Source organism: uncultured Senegalimassilia sp., assembly GCF_934630535.1.
Taxonomy (GTDB): domain Bacteria; phylum Actinomycetota; class Coriobacteriia; order Coriobacteriales; family Eggerthellaceae; genus Senegalimassilia.
In genome coordinates this window covers 1-14514 of sequence record NZ_CAKTVU010000020.1, presented here as the reverse complement: position 1 = coordinate 14514, position 14514 = coordinate 1, and the positions used below count along the sequence as shown (strand labels likewise).

The 14514-nt window shown below is 57.2% G+C and carries 10 protein-coding genes and 1 tRNA gene; 3 read left to right on the top strand and 8 right to left on the bottom strand.

Going from position 1 to position 14514, the window contains the following annotated elements; translation table 11 throughout:
- Positions 1-62 precede the first annotated feature (62 nt).
- A tRNA-Arg gene (locus Q0D52_RS08645) sits at positions 63-138 on the top strand.
- A 231-nt stretch (positions 139-369) separates the two neighbouring features.
- Here the strand turns inward: Q0D52_RS08645 and Q0D52_RS08640 are convergent.
- The 3 genes from Q0D52_RS08640 to Q0D52_RS08630 form a co-directional block, all read right to left on the bottom strand.
- Positions 370-2028, bottom strand: a complete 1659-nt coding sequence (locus Q0D52_RS08640; protein WP_294382064.1) for a flavodoxin family protein — start codon at positions 2026-2028, stop codon at positions 370-372.
- Between the two features lie 536 nt (positions 2029-2564).
- Positions 2565-3818, bottom strand: a complete 1254-nt coding sequence (locus Q0D52_RS08635) for an Nramp family divalent metal transporter (RefSeq protein ID WP_294362888.1) — start codon at positions 3816-3818, stop codon at positions 2565-2567.
- Between the two features lie 174 nt (positions 3819-3992).
- Positions 3993-5024, bottom strand: coding sequence for a LuxR C-terminal-related transcriptional regulator (locus tag Q0D52_RS08630; RefSeq protein ID WP_294382062.1), 1032 nt, complete (start codon positions 5022-5024; stop codon positions 3993-3995).
- A 387-nt stretch (positions 5025-5411) separates the two neighbouring features.
- Here Q0D52_RS08630 and arcA point away from each other — a divergent pair, with 387 nt between their 5' ends.
- Positions 5412-6629, top strand: coding sequence for an arginine deiminase (gene arcA, locus Q0D52_RS08625; RefSeq protein WP_042432045.1), 1218 nt, complete (start codon positions 5412-5414; stop codon positions 6627-6629).
- Between the two features lie 219 nt (positions 6630-6848).
- Entirely contained in the window at positions 6849-8288 is a 1440-nt protein-coding gene (locus Q0D52_RS08620) for a basic amino acid/polyamine antiporter (RefSeq protein ID WP_294382055.1), read from the top strand.
- A gap of 122 nt (positions 8289-8410) precedes the next feature.
- Here Q0D52_RS08620 and Q0D52_RS08615 read toward each other — a convergent pair whose 3' ends face one another.
- The 5 genes from Q0D52_RS08615 to Q0D52_RS08595 form a co-directional block, all read right to left on the bottom strand.
- Positions 8411-8998 carry a TetR family transcriptional regulator gene (locus Q0D52_RS08615; protein ID WP_294382054.1) on the bottom strand — a complete coding sequence of 196 codons (588 nt, stop codon included), beginning with the start codon at positions 8996-8998 and terminating at the stop codon, positions 8411-8413.
- 119 nt (positions 8999-9117) lie between these two features.
- A complete protein-coding gene (locus Q0D52_RS08610; protein ID WP_294382051.1) occupies positions 9118-10467 on the bottom strand; it encodes an MFS transporter in 1350 nt (449 codons plus the stop codon).
- Between the two features lie 353 nt (positions 10468-10820).
- Complete coding sequence (locus tag Q0D52_RS08605) at positions 10821-12149, bottom strand: MFS transporter (protein WP_294362903.1); 1329 nt, start codon at positions 12147-12149, stop codon at positions 10821-10823.
- Between the two features lie 229 nt (positions 12150-12378).
- On the bottom strand, positions 12379-12966 hold the full coding sequence (locus Q0D52_RS08600) for a hypothetical protein (RefSeq protein WP_294382048.1): 588 nt from the start codon (positions 12964-12966) through the stop codon (positions 12379-12381).
- Between the two features lie 46 nt (positions 12967-13012).
- Positions 13013-14146 carry an EamA family transporter gene (locus tag Q0D52_RS08595; protein ID WP_294382043.1) on the bottom strand — a complete coding sequence of 378 codons (1134 nt, stop codon included), beginning with the start codon at positions 14144-14146 and terminating at the stop codon, positions 13013-13015.
- Between the last annotated feature and the right edge of the window lie 368 nt (positions 14147-14514).

Here is a 14514-nt window from a genome sequence, read left to right as displayed (position 1 = left end):
AACCCGTGATATTGGCATGAACGCGCACGAGTCAAAAGGTTTAATGCTACAATGATGTGCGCGCCTCAGTAGCTCAGGGGATAGAGCACCGCTCTCCTAAAGCGGGTGTCGTACGTTCGAATCGTATCTGGGGCACCATGAAACACCAGGTCATCGGCTTTTGCCGGTGACCTTTTCGCTTCTTGGGAGCAAGATTTCGCCCGTTGGGGGCACAATCAGGGGCAAATTCGCTCAAGCTCGCTCCGGTGCCACTATTCAAATAGGCGGAGAAACGCCGTTCCCGCGCAGAACCGAACGCAAGCATACGCACAGGCAACATCATCTCAAGGGCATTGCCCAGCACCTCGATCCCCGAATCCCCATATCCCGCTATCCGCGCGCTATATGCCGGGGATACCACTTTTGGAACCAGGCGGTGAACACGCCCAGCAGCGCCGGGAGGATGGAGTTGATCGCGCCGACAAGGCTGGCCGCATCCGTTTGCATGATGAAGTAGGTCCAAATGGGCGTTATCAAGTACAGCATGCCCCACGCCGCGGTCAGGATGCGGTTCGTCCTCATGAATATAGGGTTGCGCAGCGCCGCTTCCCCGTTGTAGCTGTTTTTCGAGTAATGCGCGGTCAGAGGCACTTTAGCAAAGCATGTGGCTGTCCACATCGCCCCGAACAGGAAATACGATGCCGGAATAATCAGAGCAGGGGACGCTCCGGTCAGCAACGCGACGGAGCACGCCCCAACTGCCAGAGCGGAGATCTGGTCGTACAAGGTAGCCTTCGTTCGATGCATCAGAACAGGCAACAGCACGCATATCGCAATGCTGAGCAAACTTCCCCAGAAGCCATCGATCGCCGCCGCAACCCAGAAGACGATCCAGGGAATCAAAAGCAGCAGCATGTTGGTTTTCGGCTCGCTCGCGTTCGTGCCCACAGCGGAGCCTCCGTTCTCAGCGGAACCCGGCCCACCCGCGCTGTGCGCCGCACCGAAATAGTCGTCCCAATGCATCATCGAGTCGAAGTCGCCTTCAACCGAGTACAGGTGCTTCATCAGCGCCTCGTCGCCAGCGATTTCGCCACCGGCAATCGACCGCCAAACGCTCAAAGGCGTATTGATGCGCGTGGTGAACCCCGAAGAGAAGCCCTCAGCCGGCTTCGTTTCAACACGGCTCCCGCCTTCCCCAAGGACAATGCGGTAGGTCTTTTCGATATCGGTGAAATTCATGTCGAGCACGACATCATGTCCCGGCCAGGCCTGTTTGCGATACAGGGCCGCCATCTGCCGGGTGAACACCAGGCTAGGGTCTTCCTTTTCGCCCGATTCGCCGACCCCCCAGCTAGCATCCGCCATCGCCTCGAAGACATCGCGCGGGAACAGGTTCTGCTCAAGCTTGCCGCGGGTTTGCCCGGAGATGCCGCCGGAAGCAAACTCCTCCCCCGCCCTCCGAACCCAAGTAAGGTACTCGTCGGTGCGATCAGCAAGCTCCTTCACCCTGAAAAGCTCGCCCTGACCGCAGAAAATCGCCGCGTAACCGTCCTTCCCGCAAAGCCGATCGAACAAACCGGTCACGCAGTCGTAATTGCCCTTAGCTGTATAGAAACCGCAAGTCGAAACCACCACCTTGCGCTTGCCGCTCATGTCATAGCGGGACGGGTGGCCGCCGCTTTCCGTTTCCGTGCTCATAAAGGGCAGCGACATGGGAAGTTGGCGGTCGATCAGGTTCTTCAGCTGGCCGGGCAACCCGAAATAATACAAGGGGAAGCTCCAGACAACGACATCGGCCCATAAGATCTTCTCGATGACCGCCTGCATATCGTCGTGGATGCAGCATTCGCCCGGCGTTCTGCTCCAGCAGGAAAAGCAGCCTAAACATGGCTTGATATCGAGCGCACCGACGCTAAGGGTTTCGATTACCGGCGCCTGTTTGCGCCCGCTTTCCTCTTGAGCGATGATTCCATCGAGAAAAGCGCTGGTCAGACACCAGGTATTGCTCTGTTTACCCTTGGGGCTGCCGTTGATTGCCAGGATGTTCATCGAGCGCTCCTTACTTCGGCGGTGCATCGACCCGTCAAGGCGATGCACCCCTGTCGGCTTCTTCAGCCGAACCTGCGGCCGCCTTCCAGCGCAGACTCGCACGGGCTTTGCGACCTTCGCAACCAAGCCTAGTATGCCTGCGAAGTTAGCGCAAACGCCGTGCGAAGGCCATTCAGCTTCTGCCTTACTAGTATATGCGGCCCATAGGATACCCGGAGCGACCCGAAGGTAATTGTTAGGTAAAGCCGAACTCGCTTCGTCAAACCTAGCTCAAGAAAGCGCCAGGCAAGTCATCCAGCAGAACCGAGTTTCCCCTACCGAAAGTTCGCGTCGCCGCCGCAAAGCACATACCCGAGCATCTCGCGCACATGCAGCCCCACCAACGCACCAGGAACACCGGACGTACGGGTCAACCAGGGGCAGCTAGCAATTCCAGCGTCCGATTGCAGCATCGCCCGAACATTCCCTAAAGCCAAAAAGACCTGCCGGACTTTCGTCCGACAGGCCCTTGCACATGCTTTCCGTTGCCGAAGCCGCTATGCGCCGATAAGCGTTTGCAGCGTGGTCAGGAAGCTGGACATGTTGCGCCAGCACATGAACAGCGTGATGCAGATGAAGATGACGCCGCAGATATTGGAGAACGCATGGTTGCGCCACTTGCCAAGGCTCTTGCCGTTGGCGACGTACATCACGAAGAACGCCATGATGGGCAGCAGAATGGCGTTGGCCGCCTGAGCCACCAAAATCAGCTCCGTTGGGCTCTTGCCCAGCAGCACCGCCATGAGGCAGCCAGCCACCAGCACGATGATCCACACAACCTTGAACTTCAGGTCCTTCAGCGTCTTGCCCCAGCCGAGCACGCCGTTGACGGCGTAAGCAGCGGAAAGCGGAGCGGTGATGGCGCTGGAGAAACCGGCAGCCAGCAGGCCGATGCCGATGAGCACCGTAGCCCAGTTGCCCAGCAGCGGCTGCAGGGCGACGGCCATGTCCTTGCCGTTGGTGACGGTGATGCCGGCAGCATGCATGTTAGCCGCGGCGCAGACGAGGATGGCCATGGAGATGATGCCACCCAAGCCGATGGACAGCACGCAGTCGAAACGTGCGTCGGCGATCTGCTCGGGGTCCTTGAAGCGCTCGGATGCGCCGGAAGCATGCAGGAACAGGTTGTACGGCACGATGGTGGTACCGATCAGGCCCACGGCGGTCAGGATACCCTTGGCACCAGCCTGGCCCTCGGGCAGGGAAGGCGTGAACAGACCGGCCACGACAGCACCCCAATCAACGGGAGAGGCGAACGCGGTGATGAGGAACACCAGGCCCATGAAGATGACGATGCCCGTGAGGATCTTCTCGACCAGCTTGTAAGAACCCACCCACATAGCAGCGAAGGCCAGGATACCCAGCACGATGACGATGGGGATCATGGGAGCATTGACTACCGCCTGGATGCCCAGGATGCCGCCCGTGATGTTACCCGTCTCATACGCGGTGTTGCCGATGAAGATGGCGATGATAACAATCACGATTGCAATCCACTTCAGCACCGGATGCGAAATGCGATCGCGGATGTTCTCACCCAGGCCCTCCTGCGTGACGATTCCGACGCGAGCCGCCATCTCCTGGAAGATAATGGTTGCAACGGTGGCGAACAGCAGCGCCCACAGCATGGTGTAGCCATAGCTTGCGCCGGAAACCGTGCACGTGGTAACCGTGCCGGGACCAACGAAGCCAGCTGCGACCAAAGCACCGGGGCCGATGTTCTTCAGCTTTTCGGTGATCGAGCTTGCCATCGTTCCCTCCTTTCCTACCGGGGCATCCCCGCCCCTCCTCTTGGTATATGGGGGATACTTTAGCACGCGAAAGCGATTGTGTGGCCGTTTCGATACACGGCCGTAACACAGCTTGTCGGCTAGCGGCGGCGGAGGGCGGGTTTTCAGGGATGGACGGCGAAACCGGCGCGCGTCTTACGACATCTTCCAGAAATTCTGAATCAATTCCTGTCGGCTGGCATCGCCCGTTTTCTTCAAGATGTTGTGCACGTGCACCTTCACCGTAGAAAGCGCCAGCGACATCTCGGACGCGATGTTCTGGTTGTCCTTGCCCAACAGGATAAGATAGAGCACCTCGCGCTCGCGCTGGGAAAGCTTATGGCGCGTGGCGAACACGTTCAAGTTCTCCACGATCTGCTGCTCCTGATGCTTGCTGCCGCCCTGTGCGGGAGGACGCTCGAAGCGAAGCGACAGCATGCGGACCGCGTTGCGCACCGCAGCCACGCCGATGACGAGCATCAGCAGATTCTCAGCGTAACTGCGCTCAGCGCTGAATGCGATCAAGCCCAGGTCAACCGACGGCAGGTCCATTACCAGGAAGGAGGCGGCGTCTTCCGCCAACACGACCAGGCCCAACACCCATGCTGCCGCGTACAAACCCCGATGCCGCCACATGCGGGCACGCTCGGCTTCGTCTTTCTGGCGCAAGAAGCTATACCCCGCATACAGCAAAATCCAATACATATAGAACTGGCGAATGGACCAGAACCAGAAGCGTTGAACATCGCCATCGGGGAGAACCACTAGCGTGGCAACGCTGGCGATCGCGAAAACCGCCGGCGGCACCGCGAACATCGCGCGCCGCGTTTCGTCCAGATAGTCGCAAAGCAAAACCCAGAACGCGGTGATGAACCCGCCTCCGGTCAACACCGAGGCAAGGGAGCGCACGACAAGATATCCCGATGTGAGCGCATCGCCGCTTGAACGGACGATAAATTCGTCTTGGAACACCAAGGAGATATCGAAGAAGTAGAACGCGAAGGCGATTGACAAGAACAGCATGGTCTTCTTGCGCGACACCAGATACGAGGACAAGCACACGGCCGCCACCAAAATGGAAACGAGCAGCATCAGCAGCGTGTAATAGAACAATGCAAGCTCCACAGGCCCCTCCGTAGAACGCTTTGCCGCCAGCCTCCCGTAGCCGGTCAAGGCAATCTTCGGCATTGTACCTACTTCTTCATACCTATTTTACCCTCAACCCCGGTTCGCCACCCTGTTTACAGAAACGATTAGCGCACAGGTCAACTAAACCGAAGAGGGTCAGCTCGATTTGCCAGTCTTTCCCCATACCATACCACAAGCTTCTCATCAGGGGTTTATCGCGGGTTTAGAACGTTCGCCCTTGCGTTAGTCCTCGGTTCCACCTCTAAACGGCCATCGTTAAAACCGTGTTAGACCTTCCGGATTTTACGTGAAGGTTGCAAAGTGGAATCAACGGAACGGGGCACCGCAAACGCCCCACCCGCAAGCCCAAAGCGTTAGGCCAAGAAGCGCTGGAAGGCTTGCACGGCGAAGATAGTCTTTAACCCACGAGACGAAAGAAGGTTTGCAATGGCTGGCGTGAACGTCAAAAGCGAGATCAAGCCGCTCAAGAAGGTGCTGCTGCACCGTCCCGGCAAGGAGCTGCTGAACCTCACCCCGAACACGCTCGAGGAGCTGCTGTTCGACGACATCCCGTTCTTGAAGGTTGCCCAGGAGGAGCACGACGCCTTCGCACAGGCCCTGCGCGACAACGGCGTGGAGGTCGTGTACCTGGAGGACCTGACTGCCGAGGTTCTGGCCGCCGATCCCGAGCTGCGCGAGAAGTTCCTGCTGCAGTGGATCGACGAGGCCGGCATCAAGACCGAGCGTTATCGCAAGATCATCTTCGATTACATGCAGGAGAACTACCCCGACGCCAAGGACTTCGTCCTGAAGACCATGGAGGGCATCAACCTCACCGAGCTGCACACCGACAAGTCCAACTCGCTGGTCGACCTGGTGTCCGAGGCTTCCAAGATGGTCGTCGCCCCGATGCCGAACCTGTACTTCACTCGCGACCCCTTCGCGATGATCGGCAACGGCGTTTCCATCAACCGCATGTACTCCGTCACCCGCAACCGTGAGACCATCTACGGCGAGTACATCTTCAACTATCACCCGGACTTCCAGGGCACCCCGCAGTACTACAGCCGCTACAACACCTTCCACATCGAGGGCGGCGACATCCTCAACATCAACGAACACGTGCTGGCCATCGGCATCTCCCAGCGCACCGAGCCCGACGCCATCGACGGCATCGCCCACAACATCTTCAACGACCCCACTTCCCCGGTCGACACCATCCTGGCGTTCAACATCCCGAACAACCGCGCCATGATGCACCTGGACACCGTGTTCACCCAGATCGACGTGGACAAGTTCACCATCCATCCCGGCATCATGGGCCCGCTGTCCGTGTTCGAGATCACGCCCGAGGGCGACGGCATCAAGGTGCACGAGATCAACGCTCCACTCGAGCAGATCCTGGAGAAGTACATCGGCATGCCGGTGACGCTGATCCCCTGCGGCGGTGGCGACCGCATCGCCGCCGAGCGCGAGCAGTGGAACGACGGCTCCAACACGCTGTGCATCGCCCCTGGTCGCGTGGTTGTTTACGAGCGCAACGACGTCACGAACGCCGTGCTGCGCAAGAACAACATCGACGTTATCGAGATCCCCTCGGCCGAGCTGTCCCGCGGCCGTGGCGGCCCGCGCTGCATGAGCATGCCTGTCGTGCGCGAGGACTAATCGTTTTCAACAGGGGAGGCCGCCGGATCGACCGGCCTCCCCTTTGGGCAGCCTGCAAACCACACGCTGCCCGCTGTTTTCCATCGGTTTCGCCTCTGCGTTCCGTTTGAGCCTGTGAAAAACGGAATTCGCCACCGTAAGCAGGTTCGGTATGTCCGGCTAAACAAGCGGAGTCCAGGGGCGAAACCAAACGATTGATTTCTACTAAGGAGGGAAATCATGAGCGAGAAAGCTAAAGGTATCGGCCTGTTTGGGCTGATCGGCATGGTTGTAAGTTCCTGCATCGGCTCCGGCGTGTTCGCCATCACCGGACAGCTTGCAGGCGTTGCCAGCCCCGGCGCCGTGCTGGTGGCCTGGGCTGTGGTGGGCATCGGTTTCGCCGCCCTTGCCCTGTCGCTGAACAACCTTGGTGCCAAGAAGCCCGAGCTCAAGGGCATCTTCCAGTACGCCGAGGAAGGCTTCGGCCCGCTTGCCGGCTTCGTTTCCGGCTGGGGCTACTGGCTGTCCGCATGGCTGGGCAACATCGCGTTCGCCACGATGATGATGTCCACGCTGGGCTACTTCTTCCCCACCTTCCTCCCTGGCAACACCCTGCCGTGCGTGATCGTCGCCTCGCTGTTCATGTGGGCGCTGACCTTCCTGGTCATCCGCGGCGTTGAGAGCGCTTCCTTCCTGAACGCTATCGTCATGGTGGCGAAGGTTGCCTCCCTGGGCATCTTCCTGATTTTCGCCATCTTCATGTTCAACGCCGGCATCTTCACCGCCGACTTCTGGGGCAACGTGTACAACAACGCCGTCGCCGCAGGTGAAATGGGCGCAGATGCTGCTGGTCTGGGCGGTCTGTTCGAGCAGGTCATGAACTGCATGATCATCATGATGTGGGTGTTCATCGGCATCGAGGGCGCTGCAGTCATGAGCTCCCGCGCACGCAACAAGCACGAAGTTGGCAAGGCTACGGTTATCGGCCTGATCTGCCTGCTGCTCATCTACGTCGGCTGCTCCGTGCTCCCCTACGGCTACATGAGCTACACCGAGATCGCTCAGCTTGACTACCCCGCAATGCTCTACGTGTTCGATTCCATGGCTCCCGGCTGGGGCGGCGCGTTCATCAGCATCGCCATCATCGTGGGCGTTGCAGGCGCTTGGCTGTCCTTCACCATGCTGCCCGCTGAGACCACTTCCGAAATGGCCGAACGTCATCTGCTCCCCGAGTCCTGGGGCAAGCTGAACAGCAAGGGTGCCCCGCAGATGAGCCTGCTGCTCGTGGGCGCTTGCATCCAGGTGTTCCTGATCGTGCTGATGTTCAGCGAGGATGCCTACAACTTCGCCTTCAGCATGTGCACCGTTTCGATTGTCATCACCTGGGCTTTCATCGCGCTGTATCAGATCAAGTTCTCCGCCAAGGAGGACAAGAACACGGCTCAGATCATCATCGGCGTGATCGCTCTGGCCTTCCAGGTGGTCGGCGTGCTGTACAACGGCTGGTCGTTCCTGCTGCTCACCTGCGTGGGCTACATCCCCGGCTTCTTCGTGTACGCCAAGGCTCGCAAGGACCGCGGCTACGCTCTGACCAAGGGCGAGAAGATTGGCATGGGCGTTGTGTCCGCACTTGGCGTCGCAGCCCTAGTGCTGGTCGGTATGGGTGTGATCGGCATCTAAGCCAAATTCCCCTCCTTCGCAAGATGCAAAAAGGCTCGGACCATAAGGTCCGAGCCTTTTTCGTGCTTCAAACGCATAGGCGAACTAGACGAAAAACGCATTGCCAGGCGGCAATAGCGCCCCTAGTCCTCGTAAGCCGCGACGACGCTTTCCAGAAGCTCGGCTGCGATCTCCCTGACCTCACGGCCCTCGGAGATAGCTGCAACAGCGGCACCATCGACGATGACACCCACCATATGCGCGGGCAGCTTCACGTCCGCATGCTTCAGAATCCGGCCAACCGCCTGATCAAGCTGAACGCGACCGTTGCGATAGGCCTTCGTAACGTCCTCGGATTCGGATGCGGCAAGCAGCTGCATGTAATGAGCCGCAGGATTCACGGAATCGTCGGGCAAGCTGGCGCTGATGAGCAAGTTGATAAGATGCTTACGGCAATCTGCCTGGTCCATGGACTCGGCGGTAGCCGCGGAGTTTTCAGCACGTTCGGCCCAAAGCTGGATGTTGTAACGGCCGGCTTCATATAGAAGCTGATTAGTTGATTCGAAATAGTATCCGACCGATGAGGATGCGGCCCCCGCCCATTGTGCAACCTTGCGATAGGTAACGGCCTTAGGGCCCTGTTCTCGCAAAAGCGCCGCAGCAGCAAGCACAAGCGACGTGCGCGTGATCTGAGCCTTCAACGACTTAGGGGTTTGATTCGCCTCACTCACATCGGTCTCCTTTACGCAAAAACCTAATGGCACTATTGTAAATGAAATGCCGCCCGAGTGTAGACTCTCGAGCGGCATTCATCAGGCAAATCGTCGTATTGCCGATATGCGTGGACAGGTTACACCTCGGACAGGTCCTTGCCGGTGTGCTCATGCGAAAGCACCATGGCGATCAGTGCCAGAACGGCGATGAACACCATGTAATACGCAGGAGCAATCGGGTCGCCCGTAGCGTTGATCAGGGCGAAGGAGATGTAGGAAGCGGAACCGCCGAAGATAGCGTTAGCCAAGTTGAAGCTCAACGCGAAACCGGAGTAACGCACATCGGTCGGGAACGTCTCGCACAGGTAGCTGGACAGCGTACCGTCGTTGATGGTGAGCAGCAAGCACATGATCAGCTCGACGACAAGGATGGTGAAGAAGTCCAGCGTGTTCAGCAGCCAGAACGCGGGAATGGTGAAGATCACGAAACCAGCGGCAGCGGCGATGAGCATCTTCTTGCGACCGAACTTGTCGGAGATACGGCCGGAAAGGAAGATGAAGCCGATGTAGACAACCAGCACGATGGTGGTGATGATGGAAGCCTGACCCGGATCGTAGTTCAACGTAGCCTCAAGGTAGTTCGGCAGATAAGTCAGAACCGCGTAGAAGCCCACAGCGTTCAGCACGCATGCGCCGAAGGAGATGACCAGCACGCGCAGGTGCTTCTTGAACAGGGTGCGGATCGGCTTATCTTCGCTCTTCATGCCCTTCTCGGCAAGCTCAGCCTGCATCTTCTCGTACACCGGGGAATCTTCCAGATGCTCGCGGATATAGTGCGTGATGTAGCCAAGAGGACCAGCCAGCCAGAACGGGATACGCCAGCCCCAGTTCACCACGAAGTCGGAAGTTGCCCCGAACGTGTTAAACATCCAGGTGGCGAACAGAGAACCCACCAGCAGGCCCACGGCCGTGGAGGCAGGAACCATCGAACAATAGAAACCGCGGTGATTCTTCGGCGAATACTCGGCGATGAACGTGGCAGCGCCGGCATATTCACCAGAAGCGGAGAAGCTCTGCACCATACGCATGAGCAGGAGCAGGAGCGGAGCGCCAACGCCGATCACAGCGTAACCGGGCAGGCAGCCGATAAGGAAGGTGGCGCCGGACATCATAAGGATGGAGATGGATAGAGCCCACTTACGGCCCTTCTTATCACCCATGTTGCCCCAGAAGATAGCGCCAATGGGACGGACCAAGAACGCCAGCGCGAACACGCCGAACGTCATCATGGTTGAGACCATTTTGTCTTCGCCCGGGAAGAACACCAAAGCGATGACCGTGGCAAGATAGGAGTAGCTGGCGTAGTCAAACCACTCGATGAAGTTGCCCAGGAACGAGGAGAACACAACCTTCTTCAGCGTTTTATGCTTATCGGCCTCGGTGAGCTCAACTTCATTGTTAATCGGTCTCGGTTGGTCAGCATTCATGATTTTCCCCTAAGAACAGTGCAGCGGCTTTGAGACTGAAACCGACTGCAGCACACGGCAGCTCATCGCCTCCCCTTGAAGCGATGCAGTTTCGCATTTCAACCTCCTTACCCTCATGGCAAGGCCCTAGCGGGCCCGCCTATGCACTGGTGGATAAGAAGATGATACCGTGCGCTTGTCAATGTTAGCCATTTGCAGGCAAGTTGTTACCTTTTGGCAATGTAGCTACTTAAAGAATCGTCTCAGGTAAACGCGTCGGCCAAACGCGATTTCCAACTATATTCTTCAACAACTTACCTGCAATGACCGAGCGATTGCGGAAGGAGGAGGCCGCAATCGCCCAATCGAAACCTCTAAACTTCGGACAAATCCTTGTTCGAATGCTCGTGCGACATGATCATGGCCACCAGCGCAACGCAGGAAACCGCAACCATATAGAACGCAGGAGCGAGGGTGGAGCCCGTCGCCGTGATCAGCGACGTGCAGATGAACGATGCCGTGCCACCGAACAGCGCGTTAGCCACATTGAAGCTCAGGGCAAAGCCCGAGTAACGCACTTGGGTGGGGAACGTTTCGCTCAAATAACTGGAAAGGGTGCCGTCGTTGATGGTGAGGATCAGGCACATAACCAACTCGACGACCAGGACGATCACGAAGTTGGCAGTGCTCATCAGCATAAACGCCGGAATGGTGAAGACGATGAAGCACACGCATGCGGTGATCAGCATCTTCTTGCGCCCGAATTTGTCGGACAGGTGCCCGCTTGCGAAAATGAAGGCAACGTACGTTATCAGCGCAATGGTGGTGATCAGAGAGGCCTGGTTCTTCGGCATCATGACAGCCGTTTCCAGGTATACCGGAAGGTAGGTAAGCACAACATAGAAGCCAACGGCGTTCAGCATGGCAGCGCCGATGGAAATGATGAGCTTACGCAGGTGCTTCGTGAACAGGCAGTGAATCGGACGCTCAGGGGCACCGGCAGCGCCAGAGGCTTCAGCGTCTTTCAGAGCACGTTGCATTGCCTGGTACGTAGGAGAGTCCTCAAGCTGGATGTTCACGAAGTAAGCGCCGATGCCCAGCGGGCCGGCAAGGACGAACGGGATACGCCAGCCCCACTCGTTCACCGCAGCCTCGGGCATGATGGTGTACATGATAGTCGCAAAAGCGCTGCCAACCAGCAAACCGATAGCCGTAGAAGCAGGAACGATAGAGCAATACATACCGCGTTTGTCAGTGGGCGCATACTCCGCCAAAAACGTTGCCGCACCCGCATACTCGCCAGAGGCCGAAAAGCCCTGGACCATACGGAGCAGAAGCAGCAAAGCCGGAGCACAAACACCCAAGGCAGCATACCCGGGAAGCAAGCCGATGCAGAACGTGGCACCGGCCATCATGAAGACCGAAACGGTCAGAGACCACTTACGGCCCTTCTTGTCGCCCATGTTGCCCCAGAAAATAGCGCCAATGGGACGCAGCAGGAACGACAAGGCGAAAACCGCGAACGTTTGGATCAACGCCAACGCGGGATCGTCGTTCGGGAAGAACACTTGCGCGATAACGACAGCAAAGTACGAATACGTGGCATAGTCGAACCATTCAATGAAGTTGCAGAAGAAGGACGCCGTAGCCACCTTACGTACAGTCTTGCGCTTTTCCGCATCGAAACGAGCGTTATCTGTCATGGAAATCACCCTGGAACCACTTCAGAGCGCTCGAGCACGAACCCAATCCAATAGTGTTGAATATCCCCATTCCAATCTCCTCTTCGAGGGCTTCCCCTCCTAGAAATTCGCCGTTTCATAGGAGCCCTCATCAGGCGAAACGCTATCCCTCATGACTTGCGTTCCGCGACCGACAAAAAGGGTGGACTGTAGCTTCCCTTATGTAAGCACAGTCCACCCTGTTCACATATTACCGCAGAACAACGTCTGTAGGAATGTCCATCTCGTCCATCAGGTCAACCTGCGCACGGCTAGCACGCATGATGAAATCATGCTTTGCCTTTTGGCCACCGCGAGCCAGTTTCTGAAGAACAACCTGCTTCAGGCGAGGATAGTCATTCAGGCCATACCAAGCAAATGCAGTACCGTTCACATAGCACTCGACAATGCTGTGAACAGGCACGGCAACGTCGCGCTTCGCATCAAGATCCAGATATTCCTGAATCTCGGCTGCGCATACGTCCCTGATAACGTCTGCGCTGATATCCAGATCGCTTGCCAAACCCCTAAGCTGGCGAGCAACCTCAGCATCGTCAGCATGCGGGAAATAGGTTACATCGAACGTTACCGCCGCAACGCCAGACGCTTTCGCGAAGGAAAGCAGATCATCGAGGGACAACATTTGCACGTGCTCTTCCGTACGCTCCTTGATGTCGAGCATAGCGGGGAACCCGGCAAGTTCCTTCGACTCGAACACAGCTTCCAGCTGATCCTCGGTCATTGCAGCTTCAAAGTTTACCTTCGTTGCGATGTGGGTTAAACGATTCGTAACCTTCATGACGCAGCCTCCTTTCAAAGGCACCTACGTCTTGCACTAGCAGATGCTAGCGCTCCTCTTCCTTGGCAGCCTCTTCTTCAAGACGTTCAGACAGATGCTCAGCGACTTTCTGCTGCTTCTCCATCTTCGAACCCTGAATCATAGCCTTGATGGTCGGGAACGCGCCGCCGCCAACGATCAAGATGATGCCGATAGCGGTGTTAAGCGTAACAGGCTCGCTGAACACTACCAGGCCGATGAACAGAGCGACAGGGACCTCCCAGTAGGCGATGGTGCTGTAGTCCATAGCCGGCAGATTACGGCCAGCGACCAGCAAGCAGCCCAGTGCGATAGGACCGCAAACAATCCACAGCAGGATAGCACCAACCCAGTTGAAGCCAGTGAAGTGAATCTCGGTGATCCAGTTGGTCTGACCCGTGGCCATGCCGACGACGTTCATCAGGATTGCGACAGCACCTGCACCGATAACGGCGAAGATGAAGTTGTACACGCCACGAGCAGTGGTGTCAGCATCCTTACGATAGCCGTTAAAGAACATGGATGCGCCGTAGAACACGCCAGAGAGCAGGCCGAAGATGTCACCGACCATTTTCTGCGGGAACTCCGGGGTGGAAGGAGCCAAGTTGAAGTCAAGGCCAAATGCGTTTCCACCGACGCCAAAGCCAAGAAGGCTCTCACCGAACAGCATGCCTATGAACACGATGCAAAGGCAAACCCATTGCAGTGGGCTCATCGGCTCTTTGCGGAAGATTCGTGCAAGCAGCACACAGATAACGGGACCCGTGTAAATGAACATAACAGCATTTGCAACGGTGGTCATCAGCGTGGAAGTAACATAGCATGCCAAGGACATACCGATCATCAAGCCACCCAGTGCGATTGCGGGAGTAAGCTTGAGCTTCTTGAAGGTGGTGACCTTATGAGTGGCGACCATCAGAATCACGAAGAACACCACACCCATGGCCATGCGGCCGAGCGCCATAATTGCACCAACGGAGTCGGAGCCGTTCAAGCCTTGAGTAGCGTCGAACATATTGGTTCGCGTAGCCCAACGGCTGAACAGCGGCACCAAACCCATGCCCGTTGCAGAAATCAGCATGAAGATAGTGCCCATTTTACGGTTCATTTGGTAATCCTGCGAGCCGTCCCCCTGGCCCGAGGCGATTTTCTCTTCTGCCATTGGTTCCTCCTTAAAAACCAGTAGCATTACAGGGTGCCTCCAATTCACCCAATTTCGGTTCTGACCAAACTATTTCGTGCTCATATTGATATTCAATTTTAAAGCTCGATCCTGCCCAGTCGAATCGAAAACCCTTTAATGGGCGATTGAAAGGCGAACTCAAAAAAGGGGCCTGGCTGAACTTGTCTTGCCAGGCCCCTTTCTATAACTTGTTCAGAGCCCTACTTGAGTAGGTTCTGGTTTAGGCAGATAGCCTAGTCCTCCCACATCTCCGGGTGGATGAGCGTGCAATCCTTGACGCGGTTCGGGAAGTAGTCAAGGCACTCGCCCTCGCGGTAGACGTCAGCGGTGGAGCAGTGCAGGCCGCC